Source organism: Schinkia azotoformans, assembly GCF_035811335.1.
In the GTDB taxonomy this organism is placed as follows: Bacteria; Bacillota; Bacilli; order Bacillales; family Bacillaceae_J; genus Schinkia; species Schinkia azotoformans.
Genome location: NZ_JARSMD010000009.1, coordinates 57,499 through 78,351 on the forward strand (window position 1 = coordinate 57,499; position 20,853 = coordinate 78,351).

Annotated in this window: 25 protein-coding genes; 1 reads left to right on the top strand and 24 read right to left on the bottom strand. The window is 37.6% G+C overall.

Annotated elements, in window-relative coordinates; genetic code table 11:
- Positions 1 to 71: 71 nt before the first annotated feature.
- The 24 genes from P9E47_RS04870 to P9E47_RS04985 all read right to left on the bottom strand — a co-directional run bounded on the left by P9E47_RS04870 (position 72) and on the right by P9E47_RS04985 (position 20,563).
- Positions 72 to 737, bottom strand: a complete 666-nt coding sequence (locus P9E47_RS04870) for a phosphoribosylanthranilate isomerase (protein ID WP_326162714.1) — start codon at positions 735 to 737, stop codon at positions 72 to 74.
- Positions 734 to 1,498: an indole-3-glycerol phosphate synthase TrpC gene (gene trpC / locus P9E47_RS04875; protein WP_326162715.1), complete on the bottom strand. Its 765-nt coding sequence runs from the start codon at positions 1,496 to 1,498 to the stop codon at positions 734 to 736. The genes P9E47_RS04870 and trpC overlap by 4 nt, the downstream gene beginning before the upstream one ends.
- Positions 1,491 to 2,528 carry an anthranilate phosphoribosyltransferase gene (gene trpD, locus P9E47_RS04880; RefSeq protein ID WP_326162716.1) on the bottom strand — a complete coding sequence of 346 codons (1,038 nt, stop codon included), beginning with the start codon at positions 2,526 to 2,528 and terminating at the stop codon, positions 1,491 to 1,493. The genes trpC and trpD overlap by 8 nt, the downstream gene beginning before the upstream one ends.
- Entirely contained in the window at positions 2,521 to 4,041 is a 1,521-nt protein-coding gene (gene trpE, locus P9E47_RS04885) for an anthranilate synthase component I (RefSeq protein WP_326162717.1), read from the bottom strand. The genes trpD and trpE overlap by 8 nt, the downstream gene beginning before the upstream one ends.
- A gap of 374 nt (positions 4,042 to 4,415) precedes the next feature.
- On the bottom strand, positions 4,416 to 4,784 hold the full coding sequence (gene aroH, locus P9E47_RS04890) for a chorismate mutase (RefSeq protein WP_003331149.1): 369 nt from the start codon (positions 4,782 to 4,784) through the stop codon (positions 4,416 to 4,418).
- Between the two features lies 1 nt (position 4,785).
- On the bottom strand, positions 4,786 to 5,871 hold the full coding sequence (gene aroB / locus P9E47_RS04895; RefSeq protein WP_003331150.1) for a 3-dehydroquinate synthase: 1,086 nt from the start codon (positions 5,869 to 5,871) through the stop codon (positions 4,786 to 4,788).
- 1 nt (position 5,872) lies between these two features.
- Positions 5,873 to 7,048 (bottom strand): chorismate synthase, encoded by a 1,176-nt coding sequence (aroC, locus tag P9E47_RS04900; protein ID WP_003331151.1) that lies wholly within the window; start codon positions 7,046 to 7,048, stop codon positions 5,873 to 5,875.
- 110 nt (positions 7,049 to 7,158) lie between these two features.
- The gene (locus P9E47_RS04905; RefSeq protein WP_326162735.1) at positions 7,159 to 7,929 is read right to left on the bottom strand and encodes a CheR family methyltransferase; all 771 of its coding nucleotides are present in this window, start codon (positions 7,927 to 7,929) and stop codon (positions 7,159 to 7,161) included.
- A 209-nt stretch (positions 7,930 to 8,138) separates the two neighbouring features.
- The gene (ndk, locus tag P9E47_RS04910) at positions 8,139 to 8,585 is read right to left on the bottom strand and encodes a nucleoside-diphosphate kinase (RefSeq protein ID WP_003331153.1); all 447 of its coding nucleotides are present in this window, start codon (positions 8,583 to 8,585) and stop codon (positions 8,139 to 8,141) included.
- A 212-nt stretch (positions 8,586 to 8,797) separates the two neighbouring features.
- The gene (hepT, locus tag P9E47_RS04915; protein WP_003331154.1) at positions 8,798 to 9,760 is read right to left on the bottom strand and encodes a heptaprenyl diphosphate synthase component II; all 963 of its coding nucleotides are present in this window, start codon (positions 9,758 to 9,760) and stop codon (positions 8,798 to 8,800) included.
- Between the two features lie 22 nt (positions 9,761 to 9,782).
- A complete protein-coding gene (locus P9E47_RS04920; RefSeq protein ID WP_003331155.1) occupies positions 9,783 to 10,496 on the bottom strand; it encodes a demethylmenaquinone methyltransferase in 714 nt (237 codons plus the stop codon).
- Positions 10,497 to 10,499: 3 nt separating this feature from the next.
- The gene (locus P9E47_RS04925) at positions 10,500 to 11,315 is read right to left on the bottom strand and encodes a heptaprenyl diphosphate synthase component 1 (RefSeq protein WP_326162719.1); all 816 of its coding nucleotides are present in this window, start codon (positions 11,313 to 11,315) and stop codon (positions 10,500 to 10,502) included.
- A gap of 47 nt (positions 11,316 to 11,362) precedes the next feature.
- Positions 11,363 to 11,593 (bottom strand): trp RNA-binding attenuation protein MtrB, encoded by a 231-nt coding sequence (gene mtrB / locus P9E47_RS04930; protein WP_003331158.1) that lies wholly within the window; start codon positions 11,591 to 11,593, stop codon positions 11,363 to 11,365.
- Positions 11,594 to 11,681: 88 nt separating this feature from the next.
- Positions 11,682 to 12,245: a GTP cyclohydrolase I FolE gene (gene folE / locus P9E47_RS04935; RefSeq protein ID WP_003331159.1), complete on the bottom strand. Its 564-nt coding sequence runs from the start codon at positions 12,243 to 12,245 to the stop codon at positions 11,682 to 11,684.
- A 269-nt stretch (positions 12,246 to 12,514) separates the two neighbouring features.
- The gene (locus tag P9E47_RS04940; protein ID WP_003331160.1) at positions 12,515 to 12,787 is read right to left on the bottom strand and encodes an HU family DNA-binding protein; all 273 of its coding nucleotides are present in this window, start codon (positions 12,785 to 12,787) and stop codon (positions 12,515 to 12,517) included.
- Positions 12,788 to 13,149: 362 nt separating this feature from the next.
- On the bottom strand, positions 13,150 to 14,628 hold the full coding sequence (gene spoIVA / locus P9E47_RS04945) for a stage IV sporulation protein A (RefSeq protein ID WP_003331161.1): 1,479 nt from the start codon (positions 14,626 to 14,628) through the stop codon (positions 13,150 to 13,152).
- A 203-nt stretch (positions 14,629 to 14,831) separates the two neighbouring features.
- Positions 14,832 to 15,560, bottom strand: coding sequence for a hypothetical protein (locus P9E47_RS04950; RefSeq protein ID WP_003331162.1), 729 nt, complete (start codon positions 15,558 to 15,560; stop codon positions 14,832 to 14,834).
- A gap of 12 nt (positions 15,561 to 15,572) precedes the next feature.
- Positions 15,573 to 15,773: a DUF2768 domain-containing protein gene (locus P9E47_RS04955; RefSeq protein ID WP_003331163.1), complete on the bottom strand. Its 201-nt coding sequence runs from the start codon at positions 15,771 to 15,773 to the stop codon at positions 15,573 to 15,575.
- A 245-nt stretch (positions 15,774 to 16,018) separates the two neighbouring features.
- Positions 16,019 to 16,285 (bottom strand): stage VI sporulation protein F, encoded by a 267-nt coding sequence (locus P9E47_RS04960; RefSeq protein WP_003331164.1) that lies wholly within the window; start codon positions 16,283 to 16,285, stop codon positions 16,019 to 16,021.
- Between the two features lie 67 nt (positions 16,286 to 16,352).
- Positions 16,353 to 17,384: an NAD(P)H-dependent glycerol-3-phosphate dehydrogenase gene (locus P9E47_RS04965; protein WP_326162720.1), complete on the bottom strand. Its 1,032-nt coding sequence runs from the start codon at positions 17,382 to 17,384 to the stop codon at positions 16,353 to 16,355.
- 25 nt (positions 17,385 to 17,409) lie between these two features.
- Complete coding sequence (der, locus tag P9E47_RS04970) at positions 17,410 to 18,720, bottom strand: ribosome biogenesis GTPase Der (protein ID WP_003331166.1); 1,311 nt, start codon at positions 18,718 to 18,720, stop codon at positions 17,410 to 17,412.
- A 165-nt stretch (positions 18,721 to 18,885) separates the two neighbouring features.
- Entirely contained in the window at positions 18,886 to 19,071 is a 186-nt protein-coding gene (locus P9E47_RS04975; RefSeq protein WP_003331167.1) for a capping complex subunit for YIEGIA, read from the bottom strand.
- Positions 19,068 to 19,964, bottom strand: coding sequence for a YIEGIA family protein (locus tag P9E47_RS04980; protein ID WP_003331168.1), 897 nt, complete (start codon positions 19,962 to 19,964; stop codon positions 19,068 to 19,070). Before P9E47_RS04980 ends, P9E47_RS04975 begins: the two co-directional genes overlap by 4 nt.
- Positions 19,961 to 20,563 carry a YphA family membrane protein gene (locus P9E47_RS04985; RefSeq protein WP_326162721.1) on the bottom strand — a complete coding sequence of 201 codons (603 nt, stop codon included), beginning with the start codon at positions 20,561 to 20,563 and terminating at the stop codon, positions 19,961 to 19,963. The genes P9E47_RS04980 and P9E47_RS04985 overlap by 4 nt, the downstream gene beginning before the upstream one ends.
- 138 nt (positions 20,564 to 20,701) lie before the next feature.
- Between P9E47_RS04985 and P9E47_RS04990 the strand changes: the two genes are divergently transcribed.
- Positions 20,702 to 20,833 carry a YpzI family protein gene (locus P9E47_RS04990; RefSeq protein ID WP_003331171.1) on the top strand — a complete coding sequence of 44 codons (132 nt, stop codon included), beginning with the start codon at positions 20,702 to 20,704 and terminating at the stop codon, positions 20,831 to 20,833.
- Positions 20,834 to 20,853: the final 20 nt, after the last annotated feature.

The following is a 20,853-nucleotide window of genomic DNA, read 5'->3' on the forward strand; positions in this document are numbered from 1 at the left end:
CTTTTAGTATGATTAGTTTATTTTCTCGCATTAAAGCGAAAAAGGATTCTTCTTTTCATTGTATCACAGGATTAGAATTGGTAAAGACTATGACCGGATTTTTTTAACCTTTCCATAATCACCTGGATTTTGTTGCCATCTTTACTACCATTCGTTTCAATGCCGCTTGAAATATCAATCCCTTCTGGTGAATAGACCAAAATTTCGTCTATATTAAGAGGAGTAATCCCCCCAGCAATGAGACACTGCACCCCCTGAGCTTCCGCTTCTTTATTGTAGGCTGGTATAGACTCCCAGTCAAAGCTTGTGCCAGTTCCTCCCCATGCACCTTTCACTGTGGAATCGATCACATAGCCATCTGCTACGCGGTTATAGCTTTTCATTTTCTTTAACCCATTTTGATTATGATGGATCGCTTTCCAAACGGTCAGGCCTGTTGAGAGTTTAATTTCAATTATTTCTTCAGGCGACTCGTTTCCATGAAACTGGATAATATCAAGCGGCACATGGGAGAGTACATGTGAAATTTCTTGTAAAGTTGGATTTACAAAAACTCCGACATATTTTTGTTCTTCGCCTTTTTCGATTTGTTTAAGCCACTCTCCGCACAGGGCGGGGGCTACCTTACGCTTGCTTTCAGCGAACACAATGCCGATATAAGGTGCACCACTATTAACCGATAGTTGTAAATCTTGTAAAGAATGATTTCCACATAGTTTTAAGACTGTTGCTTTCATTGCGCCGCTCCCGCTCCGAATAACGTTAAAATTCCTTGTGCAGGTGTTTCAGCCCTCATAAGTGACTCTCCGACTAGTACGGCCTTTGCACCTGCTTTTTTTACTCTTAGAATATCATCATGGGTAAAAATACCGCTCTCACTTATAAACAAGCTTTCTTCCGGTATATACGATGTGATAGTCTCCGTTTGTTCGAGAGTAACTTCGAAGGTTTTTAGATTACGATTGTTCACACCAATAATTTTCGGAGTAAAAATGGATAGAATCCCTTCTAATGCTTCGCTGGAATGAATCTCTACTAAACAATCCAACCCTAATTCAGTTGCAAATTGATAGAATTCATATAGTTTACTAGCTTCTAATACCTCCGCTATTAATAAAATGGCATCAGCACCAATTAGTTTACTTTCTAATACCTGGTTTTCATCGATAATAAAATCTTTACGAAGGATAGGTAACGAGACCGCCTTTTTTATGGCCGGGATATACTCCCGCTTTCCTTGAAAATAGCGGCTGTCTGTTAAAACGGAAATCGCATCGGCACCGCCTCTTTCGTATTCTTTTGCGATCTGAATTGGATCAAAGTTTCCTTTTATAATTCCTTTTGAAGGTGACGCTTTTTTTACTTCGGCTATTAAGGCCACTTCATTTTTTGTATTTTGTAATGCATTAAAAAAAGATACTGGCTTTACAGATTCTTTAGGAGGCAACACTAACTGTGCTACCTCTTCCTTTTTTGTTTCGATAATTTTATTAAGCATACTGCTGTTTCTCCTTTATTACAAAATTCTTAGTTCGTAGCTTGTTTAGTTGGGCTATTGCGACACCTTCTTCTATTGCCGCTTTAGCCATTTCTATTCCTTCTTTAATTGACGTGCATTTTTCAGCAGCATAAAGGCCTGCCCCCGCATTTAATAAAACAATGTTCGTTTGAGAGCGGTTGCCGCTTCCTGCTAGAACATTTTCAAGGACAGCGGCGCTTTCTTCAACCGAGGAAACACGAATTTCATCTAGCGTTCCCCGTTCCAGTCCAAATTCTTCAGGAGAAATTGTCTTTCTTGTAATGGTACCATTATTTAATTCCACAACATCTGTTTCAGTTGTAATTGAACATTCATCCAATCCATCCCTGCCTGTCACAAGCAAAACTTTTTTAGAGCCAAGGCGCTTTAAAGTTTCCGCCATTTTTTCAGCCAGTCTAGTATCGTACACACCGATCAATTGATATTTACAATTGGCAGGATTTGAAATCGGACCTAACAAATTAAAAATCGTCCGAAATCCTACATCTTTACGCGGTACAGCCGCGTGTTTCATGGATGAATGGTACGCAGGCGCAAATAAAAAACTCATATTATATTTATTAAGCGAGTTCTTAGCCTCCTCAGGTGTACTTTGAATATTAATTCCTAACTGCTCAAGCACATCTGCGCTCCCGCTTTTAGACGTAAAGGCACGATTTCCATGTTTTGCAACTTTTACACCAAGTCCCGAGAGAATAATAGAAGCTGTTGTTGATATATTAAAAGTTGACGCACCATCACCGCCAGTACCGCATGTATCAATCACTGCCTCATCCTCGTAATCTAGCTGCGTCATATGAGAACGCATCGCTCTTGTAAAACCTACCAATTCATCAGCTGTTTCTCCTCTAAAACGCAAAATGGATATAAGACTGGCAATTTGGCTTTGCGAGGCAATCCCGGACATAATATCATCCATAATCATTTCTGCTTCCTGCTCCGTTAATGTTTCTCCTAGTACACATTTATTTAAAATTTCTTTAAACATATGAAATTTCCTCCCTTTGGAACATCTTTTCAGCAAGCTTGATACTCTTGATTAGCGCACTCGCTTTATTTATCGTTTCTTTATATTCAAGTTCAGGAACTGAATCTGCCACAATTCCAGCACCAGCTTGAACATACGCTTTGTTGTCTTTTACTAAAATAGTTCGAATCGCAATACAGGAATCAATATTTCCGTCAAACCCAAGATAGGCCACTGTCCCGGCATATACATTACGTGCTGTCGGCTCCATTTCCTGCAAGATTTGCATAGCACGGATTTTCGGTGCACCGGATACTGTCCCGGCCGGAAAGGCAGATATTAACGCATCAATCGGATCAACGTCATTTTTTAGTTGTCCGGTAACTTTAGAGATTAAATGCATGACATGCGAGAACTTACCTAATTCCATCAACACCGGTGTTTGGACAGAACCAAATTCAGCAACCCTGCCGATATCATTTCGCGCCAGATCTACAAGCATATAATGCTCGGCGCGCTCCTTTTCATCCGCCAATAATTCTTCAGCTAGAGTCTGATCCTCTTCCTTCGATCGACCTCTTCTTCTCGTTCCAGCAATCGGGTGAATTTCAAGATGACCATTTTCGATCTGAATTAACCGCTCTGGAGAGCTCCCGATTAATTCATAGTCATCAAGCTTTAAATAAAATAAATATGGTGAAGGATTGACCATCCTGAGTACTCTATATAAATCGAATCCTTTTATGGTTATTGGGATTTCAAATCGTTGCGATAATACCGCTTGGAAAATGTCCCCAGCCTTTATATAATCTTTTATTTTGTTAACGTCTCTTATGAATTCATGCTTTTTATAGTTGGAGGCAACATCACTAAAATCAACTTCAGACATTTGCTCCATCGCTTGTAATCCTTCATTCTTTATTTTCGAATTAAAGATTTGGTCAAAAATTAAATCTATTTTTTTATGAACCTCTTTATATAATAACTCCAGTATATTTCTCGATTCATTCCCCTCGAGACGAACAAGCTGAATGATATCTAATTCCTTTTGCTCATGGTCAAACGCGATCATCGTTTCACAAAACATGAATGAAAACCGTTTAAGATTTAAATCATTCGTTGTATGTTCAGGAACCTTCTCAAAAGCCGTAATTGAATCATAACCCATAACTCCAACAGCACCACCCCAAAAAGGGAGTGACACATCCGGGTTTTTTACCTTTAGCATTTCCATACAAAGACGGAACGCTTCGCGAAAATGTCGGGCCGACATAATAGTTTCCTTATTTTCATTTTTTAAATAAAAAGACCCTTCACATTCCTCAACATATAAAAATGGATTTAAACCAATAAATGAATAACGAGACCATGGTGATGCATCATCCTTACTTTCTAAGAGAAAGCTCGCTTCTTCTTTTAAATTTCGAAAAATTTGGATGGGAGTAATCGTATCAACGAAATATCGTTTGACGATCGGAATAGTCAGATACTCTTTTGTATCTTCACAAAACGAGGAAAAATTATAATTATTCATAAACATCTCTCCATTCTTTTAGTAATGGAGAATGAGGAGTAAATTGATGAGAAAAAAACAACCCTAAGAAGAGGCCTGATAAAAAAATAGGCACACTTTTCTTAGGGTAGTGGTTTAAAATTTAAATTTAAAAGATCTCGTCTCAACTCTGCTCTACTCATTCTACCCTTGACAAATTAATTTGTCATTCTCAACTCTGCTCTAAAAACTCAACTCTAAAAGTTAAACTAAACTTATATGTCATTTTATTACAAACCAGCTTTTTTTGTCAATAAATTTTTAGAAAGACACGATTTCCGCCCGCAATGGCGGAAGTCGATGTCCTTTCTTATACTGATATCCGACAAAAGATATACTTCATATCAGTACAAAAATTATTTATTCATTGATAAATCAGGTCTAAGTACAATGGCACCTTCTAAATAAATATGGTCGATTTGATCCTGCGGAATATCCGTTTCAACAGTCATCATAATGCGGATACATTTTTCAAGTGAATTCACAACCGGAATTTCACGCATACACATGACAGGAACGTAAGTCCAGCCATCTAACATACGCATCGCCCTCGCCGGAAAAACAGCATCCAAATCTTCTGTTGTAGTTATTAGCACTTGCACCACATTTTCTGGAACGATTTCATTTTTCTCAATCATCTCATCAAGAAGAATTTTTGTATTGGCAACCATTTCATTTGCATTATTTTCTTTTACTGTTATTGCTCCTCTAATCCCACGAATCAACCTATTGCACCTCCTCTAATTCCTTTATTAAAGTATTTAAGATAAATTCATCGTTTACCTTTACGGTTTCAACCTCACCGATAGTTTTCATTAATACCATTCGCAGTGAGCCGTTTTGTGCTTTTTTATCTTTTTTCATTAATTGAAGTAGAAGATCTGCTCCTAATTCCTTTGGTATTTGAGGAAAATTGTATTGCTTAAACCACTCTTTAAATTTAGATAGATTTAAATTTATTCCGTAATATTCTTCACTTACTCTAATGGCAAATAGCATTCCAATAGCAACAGCATCACCATGGCTCATTTTGCCATAGCCCAAGCCTGCTTCAATCGCGTGTGCAAGTGTGTGGCCAAAATTCAAATAGGCACGAATACCGCTTTCCTTTTCATCCTGTGCAACAACCTGCGCTTTTACAGAGATCCCTTTTGCCAAGGCATATTGGAGTTTTTCAGCACGTAAATCTGCCAATGTATGAATTTCAGAATGTAGCCAATTGTAAAAATCTGCATCCCAAATTAAAGCATGCTTAATAACTTCTGCAAAACCTGAACGCCACTGTTCCTCCGGAAGGGTTAGTAGCATATCTGTATCGTAAATAACGGCTTCAGGCTGATAAAAAGCACCGATCATATTTTTCCCAAGTGGATGGTTAATGGCTACCTTGCCGCCAACAGAACTATCATGGGCAAGCAAGGTTGTTGGCATTTGAATAAAAGGAATTCCTCTCATATAGGTCGCCGCAACAAATCCTGCTAAATCGCCAATCACCCCTCCGCCTAAAGCAATCACAAGGGATTTACGATCAAGTTCATTCTCGAGAGCATAGGTTAAGAGATCGTAAAATACAGAGAATGACTTTGCTCCTTCTCCACCGGGAACTACATAAGAATAAATATTTTCAAAGTCAGTCAATGAAGTTTTAATATCATTTAAAAAGAGCGGTTCAACATTTGAATCCGTAATAATCAAAATGCTTGAAAAATTACCATTAAGATTATTAAGAAACGATTGAATTTCAAAACGGATACGGTCACCAATGTATAGAGGGTACGTCTTCGATGCAGTTGATATCGTTAACGTCTCCATCTTAATAATTCCTCGCTCTTTCGTTCCAGCTAGCGATATTCTCTTTAATTTGATCAATGCGATCCTTTCCAAACTGGTCAACAATCGCCTGCGCAATTTCCCATGCAACAACAGCCTCCGCAACAACACTTGCTGCCGGAACAGCACAGCTATCAGAACGCTCGATGCTCGCCTCAAATACTTCTTTCGTATCAATATCAACACTTTGTAATGGTTTATATAAAGTAGGAATTGGCTTCATCACACCGCGGACGACAATTGGCATACCTGTGGTCATACCGCCTTCAAAACCACCTAAATTATTTGTTTTTCTTGAATATCCATCTTCTTCGTTCCAAATGATTTCATCGTGAACCTGGCTGCCCGGTCTTCTTGCGGCTTCAAAACCAATCCCAAATTCCACACCCTTGAAAGCGTTGATGCTTACAATCGCTGCCGCAATTTTGGCATCCAGTTTTAGATCGTAATGGGTATAGCTACCTATACCGGCAGGAAGTCCATCAACAATAACCTCAACAACACCACCGATGGAATCTCCGTCTTCTTTTGCTTGATCAATCGCTGCCATCATTTTTTGTGCTGCAGCTTCATCCAGACAACGAACAGGTGAGTTTTCGCTGCGTTCTTTTAGTTCTTCTAAGCTATTATAAGAAATATTCTCGGCTTTTACTCCGCCTATTTCCAATACATGACCTGCAACAGTAATTCCCAATTCAGACAATAGCTTTTTCGCTACAGCCCCTGCTGCTACACGTACAGTTGTCTCCCTTGCGGAAGAGCGTTCAAGTACGTTTCTCATATCGCGATGTCCATATTTAATAGCCCCTACAAGATCAGCATGGCCTGGACGTGGGCGTGTGATTTTGCGCTTGATATCTTCCTCATCTTGTTCACTTTCAAGCGGCTCAATTCCCATTACTTTCGTCCAATGTGTCCAATCATCATTCTTTACTACAAGTGTTACAGGAGAACCTAATGTTTTCCCATGACGGACCCCGCTTAAAATTTGAACCTGGTCCTTTTCAATTTGCATCCGACGGCCTCTACCGTGTCCTTTTTGACGACGGGCAAGTTCCTCATTTATATCCTCAGCGACTAATGATAATTGTGCAGGTATTCCTTCTAAAATTGTTGTTAATTGTGGTCCATGTGATTCTCCAGCAGTTATATATCTCATCACTCTTCACCTCTTTAAAGCTTTTATGTATTAATATATCATAATAGTGACTATTTGTCGTCAGTATATTTTGAATTCTTATTTATCAAATGCGCCTTGGCGTAATAAAGTTAGACTTTTCGATAAAAAAATGTATCTTCTGTTTCAAATCCAAAGCTTTGCGGATTAAATATTTGTTCAGTACTGCCTACAAAAAGAATACCACCGTTTTTTAAAGCTGCACTAAACTTCCGATACAGAACTTCCTTTGCATCTTCTGTAAAGTAAATCAACACATTCCGACATACAATTAAATCAAAATTATTGTCGAATGGATCTGCTAATAAATTATGTTTTTTGAAAGTAACTGTCCTTTTAATATCATCATTCACTTTATAGAAAATACCATCTTTCGTAAAGAACTTCCTTTTGATATCGTCTGGTACCTCAACTAAAGAGCGATCCGGGTAAATACCATTTTCAGCACGTGCAATGACTGTTTCATCTAAATCAGTTGCTAGAATCTGAATTTGAGAAAGTGGCATAAAGTGAGACAAAATCATAGCGATCGTGTACGGCTCCTCCCCTGTAGAACAAGCCGCACTCCATACTTTTAACTTTTTGTTCTTCTCTAGCAATTTAGGAATTATTTTTTTTTGCAAAACCTCCCATCGTTTTGCATTCCGATAAAATTCAGAGACGTTAATTGTCATTCGGTCTAAAAATTCATCTAATAGATCTTTATCCGTAGACATGGCATTAAAAAATTCCTGAAAGCTCTTGAATCCTTTTTTTTCATAAAGAGAGGTTAATCTCCGCTTCATTTGCGCTTCTTTGTAGCAAGACAAATCGATACCGGTTTTTCTATGTACTTTTGTTATAAAATCCTGGTAGTCATTCATCATTATCTTTCTCCTCTTCTACTAGACTCCCTTGATTTTTATCATTAGAAAAACACGTAATTTGCCCATAATGGCAAATTACGATGTCTTTTCTTATACTTTAATCCTATAAAGTTTAAACTTCTTAAAGTATAACAAATGGTCCCATGTATTTCTATTAGAAAAAAACAACCAGCCAGATATGGCTGGTTGTTTTCGTAGATTTACAATTAGTATACCCACTCGTCAACTTGCTTATTGTATTCACTAACTTCATCTTCTTTAAACCATAGGCTGATTTCACGCCCAGCGCTTTCTGGTGAATCTGATCCGTGAATAACGTTTTTACCCATTGTTACACCGAAATCGCCACGGATAGTTCCAGGAAGAGCGTCAGCAGGATTGGTTTTACCCATCATTTGACGTGCAGTTGCGATTACATTTTCGCCTTCCCAAACCATTGCAAATACAGGGCTTGATGTAATGAAGTCAACTAGTTCACCGAAAAATGGGCGTTCTTTATGCTCGCCGTAATGCTCTTCAGCTAATTCCTTTGATACAGTCATTAACTTTGCACCAACTAATTTGAAGCCTTTGTTTTCAAAGCGAGATACGATCTCCCCTACTAAATTTCGTTGTACGCCGTCAGGCTTAACCATGATAAAAGATCTTTCCATGTTTCATCTCTCCAGTCATTATGTATAGTATCACTTTTAAAGTTAAAATCATTTCAAATTTTATCAAAATATGTAATCAATGGCAATCATAATCAAATACGCCTTGGCGTATTTGTGCCCAGATTTTTTCGAGTTTGCTCGAAAAACTACCATTGAAAATCTGAGGCATCCGCCGGAGGCTTTAACTTTATTCAGCAGGATGCTGTATAAAGTTAGAATTTCCGTTTTCCAATATATTTCGCAATATTTAGAAGAGCCGTTTTTTCTTTGCAGTTCGGCAACTCTTTAATGATCCCATGCGCTTTTTTCAAGTAGCGTTCGCTGATTTCCTTAGAATACTCAATTCCACCTGATGTTTTCACCAATGAGATAATATAACGCATTTTTTCCTCGTTATTCGGATCAAAAGTAGTCACTATTTCTTTTCTCAAATTTTCATTTCGTAAAGCATAAAGGGCTGGTAAGGTTATGTTTCCTTGCTGCAAATCACTTCCAGCAGGTTTCCCTAATTCTTTTTCAGTCCCCGTGAAATCCAAAATGTCATCTGTTATTTGAAAGGCCATTCCGACATTATATCCAAATCGATACAATTGCCTCTGAACCTGAATAGGTGCTTCGGATACGATTGCACCAAGCCCACAACTGACGGCTATGAGAATAGCAGTTTTCCGCTTAATTCTTCTAAAATATGTACGAAGATTTTGGTCCCAGTCATACTTATCTTTAATTTGTTCAATTTCACCAATGACAAGCTCTACCATTGTTTTCGATAAGACCTGATGAGCCTCTATCTTGTTTATATTAGTCATTAATTCAACGGCTCTTGCAAAGATATAATCGCCTGTATACATAGCAATTCGATTATCCCATTTCGCCTTAACCGTGAGTCCTCCCCTACGCAGTTCAGCATTGTCAATGACATCATCATGTACTAAGGAAGCAGTATGTATTAATTCCAGGGCTACAGCTACATTTTTTATTTCGTCTATATTATAATTCCCAAATTTTCCAGACAATAAAACAAAGACTGGTCGAATTCGTTTCCCACCAGCCTGTAATAAATGCATAGAGGCTTCTTTCAGCACTGGATGCTCAGCCTGAATTGTCTCTTCCAATGCTTTTTCAATTATATCTAAATCAGAGTTGATAAATGTGTAGAGCCTTTTAAGTTTCATTTATTTCACCTTAATTAACAGCTTATTTAGAAATGGGTTTATAGCCTAGATGCATTGCAGCTACGCCGCCAGTATAGGCCTTCACTTTGATATTTTCGAGCCCTGCTTGTTCAAACATTTGCACCAATTCTTTTCGACCCGGAAAATCTTTCGCAGACTCTTGTAACCAAGAATATTCCTTATAGCTTTTAGCAAATAGTTTACCTAAGAAAGGCATTATATATTGGAAATACAAGTAATAAATTTGCCTGAATCCAAACATCGTTGGTTGCGAGGTTTCAAGGCAGACAACCTTTCCTCCAGGCTTCACAACTCGACACATTTCGCGCAATACTTGCAAATAGTCCGGTACATTTCGTAATCCAAATCCGATCGTAACATAATCAAATGTGTTATCCGCAAATGGTAATTCCATGGCATTCCCATGGACAAGCTCTATATTTTTAAGCTGTAGATTGGCAACCTTTTGTTCGCCGATTTTCAGCATATTTCTACTAAAATCAAGTCCGACTACTTTGCCTTTTGAGCCAACAGCATGAGATAACGCAACCGTCCAATCAGCTGTTCCGCAACAAACATCAAGGGCTGCTGAACCGGGCTGAACGTTCATCCTTTTCATTGTGTCTTTACGCCAAGCTTTATGACGTTGAAAACTAATAATAGAGTTCATAACATCATACTTGTCTGAGATTTTTTCAAATACGTTGTGGACACGTTCTTCTTTTGAATACCCCACTCTTCACCCTTCTTTCACAGCTTTTTCCATCGCAATATCGATATTGTTAATAAAACCTCTTATTTTTTCACAAAGAAACCGATAAGTTCCGGAATGCTTTTGCAGGAACGCTTCTATATAGTGAATTGATGTTATGATTTGATTATCAACTAAAATGAGTGCTTGTTTTCGATCAATATTTTTTGACAATCCACGAGTTTTTTCTTGAATCGTATAGATTCCATCAAAAAAAGCTGAATACCCACTTGATAAGTAGCTTTTTTTTTCGTTATTCAACTTGTTTAGTAGCAATAATTGTTTTGACAGATCTAGCATGTCACTTTTTCCAACGTATTGTGCAATCTTTTGTACTAGAAGAGATTCAATCATAGCAACACTTTCTATAAAATCTCCGATATTATTTTGGTCCCTCTGATAGATAGCAACTTTGTATTCATTAATCTCTTTAATAGCAATTGATAATACTTCTAGCATTGGTATATTATCAATCTGTGCTAATAAATAATAATAAAGACCGCTATAATAATCTCCGCCCAACACCGTTAATTGTCGTTTTTTCATATATGGATGATCTTCTTCAATTGGATTGATTCCTACAAGTTCATGTGTATCCAATGCGATTTGAATGAGCATCGTGGCAATAATAGATTGCTTTATTTTGTCGGATGAAATTTTTGATTCACTTAAAATACTGTACAATAATAATAATTTCTGTTCATCTATAACAGGGACATCAATAAACTTCATTAGGTAAGGATGTTTGGCCCGCTCGTCTATGTCCGCTTTAATCTGTTTAATTTCATCATAGATGCCTTTCACGCTCATCACCCTTGTCTTTCTATAATGAGAGGTTAGCCTTCTCTCTGTTAAACCTCAGTATCCATTTCACCATGCGCTGTTTGAATAACGGCTTTTCCGCGAATTTTGATCGCAGATGTATGCTCTGTAAACTGAGCAATCATGACCTCACCTTTATCCAATTTCTCTGTATGGTGGAATTTTGTGTCCGTTCCACGTGTAAGACCAATTACTGTGACTCCATCACTTTTTGCTTTGATTACTATAAAATCATTATTTGTAGAAGATTGACTTTTCACCTGCAAATCCTCCTAAACTCCAATCCATATCTCATAATAATATCTCATTCACTACCTTGTATTGTCAATCCAAAATTAGAAACAGCCGTTATTCTTTTATTAAAGATAAAACCTCTGCCCTTGCTGCTGCATCCTTTTCAAAAATCCCTCTTACAGCAGATGTAACAGTTTTCGAGCCTGGTTTTTTAACCCCTCGCATTGTCATACACATATGTTCAGCTTCAACAACCACCATTACACCGTATGGCGTAAGCTTATCGACTATTGTCTCCGCGACAGTAGTAGTAATCCGTTCTTGCAGTTGTGGCCTGCCAGCTACCGCTTCGACCGAACGAGCTAATTTACTTAAACCTACCACTTTCCCGCCTTTAGGTATGTAGGCAACATGAGCTTTACCAAAGAAAGGAACTAGATGGTGCTCGCACATCGAATAAAATGGAATATCCTTTACAAGCACTAATTCTTCATGATTCTCACTGAAAATTGTATCAAAGTACTCCTTCGGGTCTTTTCTAAGTCCGGCGAATACTTCCGCATACATTTTAGCAACTCTTTTCGGCGTATCTAAAAGCCCTTCCCTATTCGGGTCTTCTCCAACAGCCTCTAGTATTAAACGAACCGCATGTTCGATCTGTTCATGGTTTATGTTCACAATTTTTCCTCCTAATGACAAAACACCTCATAGGGGTTCATGAAGATAGTTTATCCCGAACTTTAATTGTAATTCGTAGATAAAAATTTCAGCGAAAAAGAAGGGTCGCACAACAATTGTGCGACCCTCCAAAAGCCCATATGTCCAGCTTCAGCCGATAGCCCCTCGAGGTCAAATAACCTTCCTCCTCGGGAAGTCTACGACTTCTTCGTCGGAAGAACATTTGCTTGTCGGGGCTGACCAATCGGCTTACGCTTTCCTATGTATAATTACTTAACAGCGTCTTTAAGGGCTTTACCTGGTTTGAAAGCAGGTACTTTACTTGCTGGGATTTCAATTTCATCGCCTGTTTGTGGATTGCGTCCTTTACGTGCTGCACGCTCACGTACTTCAAAGTTACCAAATCCGATTAATTGAACCTTGTCACCTTGTTGTAGTGCGCCCATAATAGCGTCGAAAACAGCATCAACAGCTTTAGTAGCATCTTTCTTTGATAATTCAGTACCTTCAGCTACTGCATTAATTAAATCTGTTTTGTTCATGCTATTCACCTCCTCCCAAATTAAAGGTTTAGGTAATACTTTCTTAAAAATAGATTACCTGAGTTGTAAATTCCATTTCAATAAAGAAAAGAAAACTATCATGACTACTATTATAAATAGTTTTTGATAGAAATAAATAGCTGTTATTACCAATGTTTACAGTATTGCCAGATTCTATACATATTAACAACTATTTATTAACATGCTAATATTAACCGACAATTGAAGATAATTCAATATTTTTCAGTAGTTTTTCATATAATTATGGTAAATTTACGAAATTCACAATACTTATAGTGGGAAAATAATATCATAATGATTATTTATTGGCAATAAAAAAAGCCAAGTAAATTGGCTTTTTTTTATAGTATTATTGCTATTAGCCCACCGGAACCCTCATTGATAATTCTTTCCAATGTTTCTTTAAGCTTATAGCGTGCATTTTCTGGCATTAATGATAATTTTGCCTGGATCCCTTCTCTAACGATTGAACTTAATGAGCGACCAAAAATATCAGAATTCCAAATAGAAAGCGGATCATCTTCAAAATCTTGCATTAAGTATCGAACAAGTTCCTCACTTTGCTTTTCCGTACCGATGATTGGAGCAAACTCGGACTCAACATCTACCTTCACCATATGAATGGATGGAGCAACTGCCTTTAAACGGACACCAAATCGAGAACCTTGACGTATGATTTCAGGTTCATCCAGGCTCATATCTTGCAAGGAAGGAGCTGCGATACCGTACCCCGTTTGCTTAACCATCTTTAATGCATCAGCAACCTGATCATATTCAGATTTAGCATGCGCAAATTCCTGCATAAGCTGTAAAAGATGGTCTTTACCTCTGATTTCAACACCTACAACCTCTTTTAAGATTTGATCATACAGATCATCCGGAGCATATAAATCAATTTCCGCAATCCCTTGGCCCATTTCAATTCCCGCCAAACTTGCCTGGTCGATAAAATCATATTCCCCGAAATGACCGACAACACGATCAACGTCTCTTAACCGCTTAATATCCTTCACCGTTTCTTTTACAGCCTCTTGATAGCTTTGGCGCAGCCAATGATCCTCTTTCAAAACCATCACCCAGCTAGGCAAATTAACGTTCACTTCCAAGACTGGGAATTCATATAATGTTTCACGCAGAACATTGATTACATCCTGTTCTCGCATGCTCTCAACACTCATCGCCAATACTGGAATATCATACTTTTCATTTAATTCCAGCCGTAAACGCTCTGTTTCCGGATGATGCGGGTGAACCGTATTAATAATCATAATAAACGGTTTACCAACCTCTTTAAGTTCTTCAATAACGCGTTCTTCCGAGTTAATATAATCTGAGCGCGGAATTTCACCAATTGATCCATCTGTAGTGATTACAACACCAAGTGTTGAGTGTTCCTGAATGACCTTTCTTGTTCCAATTTCAGCTGCTTCATGGAATGGAATTGGTTCTTCATACCAAGGTGTATTAATCATCCTTGGGCCGTTCTCATCCTCATAACCCTTTGCACCAGGTACAGTGTAACCCACGCAATCAACTAATCTAATATTAACTTCTAATCCTTCATCAACTGCCACTGCCACAGCTTGATTCGGGACGAATTTTGGTTCAGTTGTCATTATTGTACGGCCTGCAGCACTTTGCGGCAGTTCATCCTGTGCACGAACCTTATCTGCTTCATTTTTGATACTTGGTAAAACTACTAATTCCATGAATTTCTTAATAAAGGTAGACTTCCCAGTTCTAACTGCACCTACGACTCCTAGGTAAATATCGCCGCCTGTGCGTTCTGCAATATCCTTAAAAATATCTACTTTTTCCATTTGAACCCCTCCCGCTCTTTGGTTCTGGGTACCATACTATGTTAGACAGTATTAATGTATGATGTTGTCCCAATTAATTATGACCAAAAATAAATTTTTATGAATTTTTATTTTTATTAAAGAAAGAAGAACTGGATCATCAAAAAAAACCCTGCTCTATAAAAAAGTATTAAATAAGAGCAGGGTTCATGACTAATTTTCTGTTATTCTTTTAAAAAAATTGGGTCATTATCTTTAACTGTGTAGGGCACGGAAAAAGCAGGAACAAAATCATAATTTTCGACCAATAAATAGCGGATATCATCGCCGGTTTTATAATTATGTTTGAATTTTTTCAAGGCATCATACAAATCCGGGCTGTAATCAACCAATATTTCCCCTTTCGTATCTATGAATAAAGATAAATTTTTTCCGCTATAAGGACTTACGACAAATGGCGATGTATTATTGTAACCTAATTTGTCATAATCTAGTGAAAAATAACCTTTTTCCTGATCTAATGGTTCTTTGTAAGGAGGATACCCATTCCTTTCAGCAAAAAATTTAATACGGAGTTTCAGATCACGAATGGCATCCACCATCGTTAAATCTATTAATTTAACAGTTGGATCTGTTTCGACATCAACTAATACATATTGGAAAATTCCGCCGCTTTCAAAGGCACTGCCGGGAGGTTCAGCGATAAAGCGGGGGCTCAGTTTTTTAAAATCAATTAAATATTTTTGAAAAATAGGTGTTTCATTTTCTTTTGTTTTAAGGGGAAGGATACCACCCTCTGCTTCTTGAAACTGATCAACCGCACTTTGGACCATTGCGATTTGGTCTTTATACGGTACTCGATTCTGGGCCAATCTATCTTCCGGATAGAGACAACCGGAAAGGAACGATATCATCACGAATAAACTTGAAAACAATAAAAATTTCTTAAACAACGAAAGTCCTCCTTAATCGGCAACCGGGCCGCTAAATACAACAAAAAAGATGATGAGGCCAGCTAGAATCATTAATATATAAGCAATGACTGCCGTAATCATCTTAAAAATCCCTTTTAACTTGTATCGACTTAAATAAATTAATACAACAGATAAAAACATAAAACCAATTCCGAAAAATGATATGTACATCTTTAACATCCCTGGGGTCATTGTCAATCGCTCCTTTTCAAATCGGAGATATTATATCATACCTTGTCCCACAGGTCCTAGTAGAAAAGTGAAAGCGCTGGGTGCTGGAACTAGACAAAAATTAAAAAAAGCTAAAGCACGGGGTAATGCTTTAGCAATTTATGACTAAAATATTCCTTTAAATCACAGCTCAACAAATGTGATACACTTTATACTATGCAAAATATTGACAGGACGCCTCCTAAAAGTGCCTATCCTGCTTTATTTTATTTTTTATCCGTTATTTCACCAAGATGGCGAAAATCTAATATTCCATTATGATTAATAATTGAATCTACAATCGAATCTTCAATACCCTCGGACACAGGTACATTCGCAAGAGATGACAGCTGTCTTACAAGATACCGAATGGTTTCCTCATCTTTGAAATTTGCATCCTTTACAGAATCTGCAACAGCTAAAATATCTTCTGATTTTATTTTCGTTTTATTTTCTATTTTTTCGAATAACTCTTTATGAATGAATTCGTCCACTATAGAATCCTCCTTGTCGATAGCACTCAATATACTCTATGCAAGGCGTACAAAATGGGTGTTTGCCCTAATCTTTTTTATAAGTTAGGTAAAAGTCTTCCATTTCGTGGGTTTTACCTCTCCCCATTAATCCTTCGACCGCATCCTTAGGTGGACAGTTATTAAAAAGAATATCGTAAATCGCATTTGTGATCGGCATCTCAATATTTTCCTTCTTTGCGAGTTGATAGGCAGCCTTTGTCGTCCTAACGCCCTCAACGACCATTCCCATATTATTTAAAACCTCATCAAGATTATGTCCTTTTCCAAGCAAATTTCCAGCGCGCCAATTACGACTATGAACGCTTGTACATGTAACTATAAGATCACCAATTCCTGCTAAACCAGCAAATGTCAATGGGTTTGCTCCCATTTTCATTCCGAGGCGGGAAATCTCTGCTAGACCTCGCGTAATTAACGCTGCTTTAGCATTATCACCGAACCCTAATCCATCGGAAATTCCTGCACCAAGAGCAATAATATTCTTTAAAGCCCCACCAATTTCAACGCCAATAATATCAGGGTTTGTGTAAACTCTAAAATGTTGATTAATAAATAAATCTTGAATTTTTTCCGCTGCCTCGATATTAGTTGAGGATGCGGTTACTGTTGTGGGCTGTCTTCTGCTTACTTCCTCCGCATGGGAAGGTCCAGATAAAACGACTACATCCTCTACTAAATGACCAGGGACTTCTTCCAAGATCATTTCTGAAATACGCTTTAATGTATCAGGTTCAATTCCTTTGCTAACATGGCAAATTAAAACCTTACCTGTTAGGAATGAAACTAGGTTTCCTAATACCTCACGAATTGCTTTTGTTGGAACAGCTAATATAACTGTATCAATATCTTTGATTGCTGCTTCTAAATCAAAATAGCCGGCAATGGAAGTTGGTAGTTCTACATCAGGCAGATATTTTTCGTTCGTATGCCTAGAATTTATTTCATTGATCTGATCCTCCCGATGCCCCCAAAGCCTTACTTCGTGCCCGTTATCAGCAAGAACAATTGCCAATGCTGTCCCCCAGCTTCCAGCACCGATAACAGTACATCTCCCCATATTAATCAACTCCTTTATGCAAAAGTTAATTTCTTGCTCTTGCAATAATTTTTATCGGTGTTCCCGTAAACTCAAACGCCTCACGAATTCTATTTTCTAAGAAACGTGCATAGGAAAAGTGCAATAATTCAGGATCATTAACAAAGATTACAAATGTCGGTGGTTTTACCGCTACTTGGGTAGCATAATAAATTTTTAATCTTGTTCCACGATCAGTCGGTGTAGGATTCATCGCTACGGCATCCATAATCACATCATTCAAAATATTCGTTTGAACACGCATATTATGGCTATCCGAAGCTAAATTGATCATTGGCAACAGCGTATGGATTCGCTTTTTTGTTTTAGCTGATAAGAATACAATCGGAGCATAATCCAAAAATAGGAAATGGTCACGAATATTCTGTTCAAATTCTTTCATCGTTTTCTCATCTTTTTCTACTGCATCCCATTTGTTAACGACAATAACAACGGCACGACCGGCCTCATGGGCATATCCGGCAATTTTCTTATCCTGCTCGATAATTCCTTTTTCACCATCTATAACTACTAAAACAACATCTGATCGCTCAATTGCTTTTAATGCACGTAATACACTGTACTTTTCTAAATTTTCGTAGACCTTCCCCCTTTTTCTCATTCCTGCCGTATCGATGATGACATATTCCTGACCTTCGCGTGTCAGTTTTGTATCGATAGCATCTCTTGTTGTTCCTTCAATATCGCTTACAATTACTCGATCCTCGCCCAAAATAGCATTAACTAATGAGGATTTCCCTACATTCGGCCGTCCAATTAAACAAAATTGAATGACGGAATCGTCATACTCTTCGTCACTGCTTTTCGGAAAATTTTTTACCACTTCATCCAATAAATCACCCAATCCCAAGCCATGGGATCCAGAAATCGGAAATGGTTCACCAAAGCCTAATGAATAAAACTCATAAATTTGATCTTTCATTTCATGATTATCAATTTTGTTAACAGCTAGAACGATTGGTTTTTGAGATCGGAACAAAAGCTTGGCAACCTCTTCATCGGCCGCCGTAATCCCTTCCCGACCATTAACCATAAAAACAATAACATCCGCTTCCTCAATGGCGATTTCAGCCTGCTGTCTCATTTGGACTAATAAAGGCTCGTCCCCCACTTCAATACCGCCTGTATCAATAATATTAAATGTTACATTCAGCCATTCTCCTGAACTATAAATACGGTCTCTCGTTACTCCTGGAACATCCTCTACAATTGAAATTCTTTCCCCAACAATACGATTAAAGATCGTTGACTTGCCAACATTAGGACGACCGACGATTGCTACTACCGGTTTTGCCATATCTATCTTCCTTTCCAATAAATCACTGATTACGTATAAAAACCCTTCTATGTTAAGAAGGGAAAATAATTTTACCGTATTAACTAAATAATACTACCAAATAAACACATTTCAAACAACCTTTTCAAAAGGCGGAATATTCCACCAAGTTTCTGTTCAGTACAGTTAATGTTTTACAATTATATATAGCTCATCTGTTAACCGATGGGCAATTCCATCCAATATTGCTTCCAAGTTAGCTGCAACAAACTCCATTTCCTCATTGGTTTCGCAAGGAAATATAGCTGTTGAACCGGTCGCCTTTTTGGGATTTGTTGTAATAATTGCCAATATATATTTTTCTAAATTCATGATAGTTCCCGTCCCTTCTTATGGGCTTTTGATTCAGTTGGCATTCTGATCGCATTCTCCAATACAGGAACTTGTCCAATTACAGTTATTGCTTTCTCAATATCTTTTTCCTGCGGCAATATAAACACACCGACCCGGCCATCATCGAGGTCTCTTTTGGCAAGTGGAACTAACGCAGGTGTTCCGGAGTCGCGAAACACCCCCAACGCAACAGATACATCGTGCAATATGGCTTGACGTTGCCCAAGATTTGCAATCGTTGATCTTACATTAAAATTTTTTGGTTTTAAGATAAAACCCATCCCATATTTCAATACTTCTTCCTGACGTGCAGGCAAACCAATATTCATAATATAGATATTATCAATATAAAGACCGGCACCATCAAAATGAAGTTCATGGTGTTCAATGTCAACAATCTCATTTAGTTTGTTCCCAGACATTAATTTTTTCGAAATGAATAAGCAAATGACCCCCGCTATAATACCGGCCCACCATCCGACTACGATATAAGCAAGTGTTGTAATAAAGGATGTAAAAATTACAAGATAATTTCGACCTTCAAACGCAACAGCAATCCCCTCAATATACGTCTTCCCCCTTGGTACAAGTTCAAATTCATCAAGCTCAGTTAAGGTATTCCGCTCCATGTTGCGTACTTCACGGAATTGCGAAGCGGCAAGCGTTAAAAATGTAATCGCCGTAAACTCCTCCTCCATAATTGACGGAATAGCTACAGTCCCTAAAGCGGCAGCAATAAAGCCTAACGCAATATGGATCACCTTTCCATGCAGATATGTTGGATATTGGCGGTAGTCTGTTCGTAACATATAAAGCCTTGTAAAAGTTCCAATAATAACACCAAAAAGAATTGGATATGTATACTCGCTCATCGCTGAACCCTCCCTGCTTTTCCTTTATAAATGTTTGCTTCAAATACATGCACAATTTTTTCAAATGAATTCCAAATTAAAATAAAAAGAATATTAAAGGCAAGCGTATCCAAAAAGACAAAATTGCCAATTTCAATTCCGCCGAAAAATTTTGTCAGTATCATTGAATACAATAATTCTCCGTTGCAAATACCCATCAAAGCTACGGCAAGACGATGGTTAGGATCTTTTACCAACATCAAAATCAAATAAAGAATAACAAAAGAGAGCATCCACTTTCGGTCAAATATAAGCCAAACAGGGTCGAATAACTCAAATAAGTGGAAACAAACATAGCCAATCGAAATAATAAGCGAGCAAATAAGATAGTATAATTGCATAAAACCTTTTGTTTTCGCTATAAAAACTAAAGAAAAAAAGAATAGTAGGATAAACGGGGCATGAATGGAATACCCGGTTAGATGATAGGTAATATCGCCACCAATAATCATGAATAATATAAAGAAGCTTAATGTTGTTCTAACCTTGCCCTTTTTCATAAAAAAAGTTGTAATGACCCAGCCAATCCAACTAAACCAATAAAAATATATTCCTTCCACAAAAAATCACCACCACTAACCATTATGACTCAAATGGGGGAATTTCATTCTTTTGCCAATTTTTCAAGTTACCTCAGTATAAAGTTTGTGAAAAGGAAAATATTAATAAAGAATTATACATAGAAAGGAGCAATTAGAATGGGACGAGATCGCCAGGAAAAGAAACTAAGGGAATCTGGTAAAGTTAGTTCAGACAGAGACCAAGAAATCCACAATAAAGGTGCTACAATTCTTGAAAGCCCTGATGCATCAAGAGAATTGAATAAATAAGAAAAGCGAAAATAAAAAAG